The 2,879-nt window shown below is 66.4% G+C and carries 1 protein-coding gene and 1 pseudogene; both read left to right on the plus strand.

The annotated features are described in order from the left end of the window. The first annotated feature begins 105 nt into the window (after positions 1–105). Entirely contained in the window at positions 106–1,911 is a 1,806-nt protein-coding gene (locus EOA60_RS26855) for an ABC transporter ATP-binding protein (RefSeq protein WP_095826238.1), read from the plus strand. A 129-nt stretch (positions 1,912–2,040) separates the two neighbouring features. Further along, positions 2,041–2,879 (plus strand): annotated as a pseudogene (locus tag EOA60_RS26860) (multicopper oxidase domain-containing protein); the annotation flags it as partial.

A 2,879-nucleotide genomic window follows, 5' to 3' on the forward strand; every position in this document is an offset into this window, starting at 1 on the left:
CCACAAGAGGGAGGGTAAAACGCCAGCGCCCTACCTCCCCCTCGTCGGGAGGTCGGACCAAAGGTCCGGGTGGGGACCGGCGCTCCGACTTGCTCGGGGAGAGCAATGACGCAAAGCGTTCGCGAAGTTCCATCAGCGCTGGCCGGCGAGGCGGTGCTGGAAATCGCCGGCCTCAGCGTCAGCGTGCGCGGCGAGGATGGCGAGCGCGAGGTGGTATCCGGCCTGTCGCTGTTTCTCAAACGCGGCGAGACGCTGTGCATCGCCGGCGAGTCCGGCTCCGGCAAGTCGATGACCGCGCTGGCAATCATGCAATTGCTGCCGCAGCCGGCCGGCCGCATCGCCGCCGGCACGATCCGGCTTTGCGATAAGGATGGCAGTGCCGTCGAGCTGACGGTGCTCGACGAACGGCGCATGCGCGACATTCGTGGCGACCGCATCGCCATGATCTTCCAGGAGCCGATGACCTCGCTCAATCCGGTGCTGTCGATCGGCCGGCAGCTCACCGAGTCGATCGAGGCGCATACCGGTGTATCCCACACGGAGGCCAAGCTGCGCGCGGTCGCGGCGCTAAAGGCGGTGCGCATCTCCGAGGCCGAAAGCCGGCTGAAACAATTTCCGCACGAGCTGTCCGGCGGCATGCGCCAGCGGGTGATGATCGCGATGGCGCTGGCGCTCGAACCCGCCGTGCTGATCGCCGACGAGCCGACGACGGCGCTCGACGTGACGGTGCAGGGCGAGGTGCTGGAACTGCTGCGCGACCTGCAGCGCCAGCACGGCACCAGCGTGATCCTGATCACCCACGATATGGGCGTCGTGGCCGAAATGGCCGATCGGGTGATCGTCATGCGCAACGGCCGCATGGTCGAAGAGGGGACGACATCGGCTATTTTTGCCAGGCCGCAAGCCGCGTATACGCGCGAGCTCCTTGCCGCCGTTCCGCGCATCGGCTCCGGCGCGCGCCGGGCTTCCGGCGAGTCCGACGTGGCGGCAATGCAAGACAAGGTGGCGGTCGTGAAAGACCTGCATGTCCGCTTCGACCTGCGCGGTGGCTTCTTCGGCCGCGTCAACCGAAGGGTGCATGCCGTCGAAGGCATTAGCTTCTCGATCGCGCCGAACGAGACGCTGGCGCTGGTCGGCGAGTCCGGCTGCGGCAAGTCGACCACCGCCAAGGCGCTGGCCGGCCTCGTTCCTTATAGCGGCGGCGTGACGATCGGCGGACGCGAATTGTCCCGCCTCGGGCGCGACGAGCGCAAGGCGGTGCGACGAGACGTGCAGATGGTCTTCCAGGACCCTTATGCCTCGCTCGACCCGCGCATGCGCGTCGGCGAGCTGGTGGCGGAGCCGCTGCTGATCCATGGCATCGGCTCGAAGGAAGAACGGCGGGAGCGCGTGGCAGCGCTGTTCGAGCGGGTCGGTCTCTCGTCTGAGCAGATGGAGCTTTATCCGCATGAATTCTCGGGCGGCCAACGCCAACGCATCTGCATCGCGCGGGCGCTGGCGCTGAGGCCGAAGCTGATCATCGCCGACGAGAGCGTTTCGGCGCTCGACGTTTCGGTGCAAGCGCGCGTGCTCGATCTCTTGAAGGAGCTGCAGCGCGAATTCGGCGTCGCCTATCTGTTCATCTCGCACGACATGGCGGTGGTCGAAAACGTCTCGGATCGTGTCGCCGTCATGTATCTCGGCCAGATCGTCGAGATCGGCAGTCGCGACCAGGTGTTCTCCAATCCGCGCCATCCCTATACGCGGCGGCTGATCGAGGCCGTGCCTGTTCCCGATCCGTCATTGCGCCGGACACGCTTTGCCCGTCTCGACCGCGAAATTCCAAGCGCGACGCGGCGGATCGGCGAGAGCGTGCCGAAACTGGTGCTCAAGGATTTCGGCGGCGGACATTTCGCCGCCGTCGGAGATTAATCAGGATCACGGCCTGCCGCATTCAGCCTGGCATTCGATTGGCTTTCGGGAGCGGCGATCTGTCCGTTTCGGGATGTACGCGAATGATGGTAGAGCCTGAAGCCGCCACTCACCCATTCCGGATTCTCAATGTCGGTCTTCACACGCCGCAGACTCCTGCAGGGCGCCGCGGCGGCCGGCGCGGCCGGCATCGGCCTCTCGACCGCCGGCAAGTTCGCCGGCTGGGCGGCGGCGAAACCCGAACCGCTGATCTTGAAGACGGCAGGCATAGCAGCGCAGTTGATGGCCGGCGCGCCAACGAAGAATGTCCTGACCTATGGCGAGGCCGGCCCGCCGCCGGTCATCAGGATGAAGAAAGGCAAGCCATTCGCCGCGCGGCTCGTCAACGGCATCGACGACCCGACGACCATCCATTGGCATGGCATCCGCGTTCCCAACAAGATGGACGGCGTGCCGTTCATGAGCCAGCCCTATGTGTATCAGGGCGATCATTTCGACTACGCCTTCGCGCCGCCAGACGCCGGCACCTTGGTATCACCCGCATTGCAACACGCTGGAACAGATGGGCCATGGGCTGACCGGCGTCATCGTGGTGGAAAACCCGAACGATCCTGCCTTCGATGCCGAAGTGGCGCTCAATCTGCGCGACTGGCGCCTCGGCGATGACGGCCAGTTCATCGCGCAGTTCCGGCCGCGCGATGCGGCGCGCAGCGGCACCTATGGCACGGTGCGCACGGCCAACTGGCTCGACCAGCCGCAATATGACGCGCCGGCCGGCGGGCTGGTGCGGCTGCGGGCCGCCATCACCGACGTCACGCGCATCTATGGCTTCCGCGTCGACGGCGCCGAGGCCGCCGTCATCGCGCTCGACGGCAATCCGGTGCCGCAGCGCTTTGCGCCCGACGCCCTGCAGCTCGGGCCCGGACAACGGCTGGAGCTTGCCATCCGCATGCCCGACGACGAAGGCG

Source organism: Mesorhizobium sp. M1A.F.Ca.IN.020.06.1.1, from assembly GCF_004023265.1.
Taxonomy (GTDB): domain Bacteria; phylum Pseudomonadota; class Alphaproteobacteria; order Rhizobiales; family Rhizobiaceae; genus Mesorhizobium.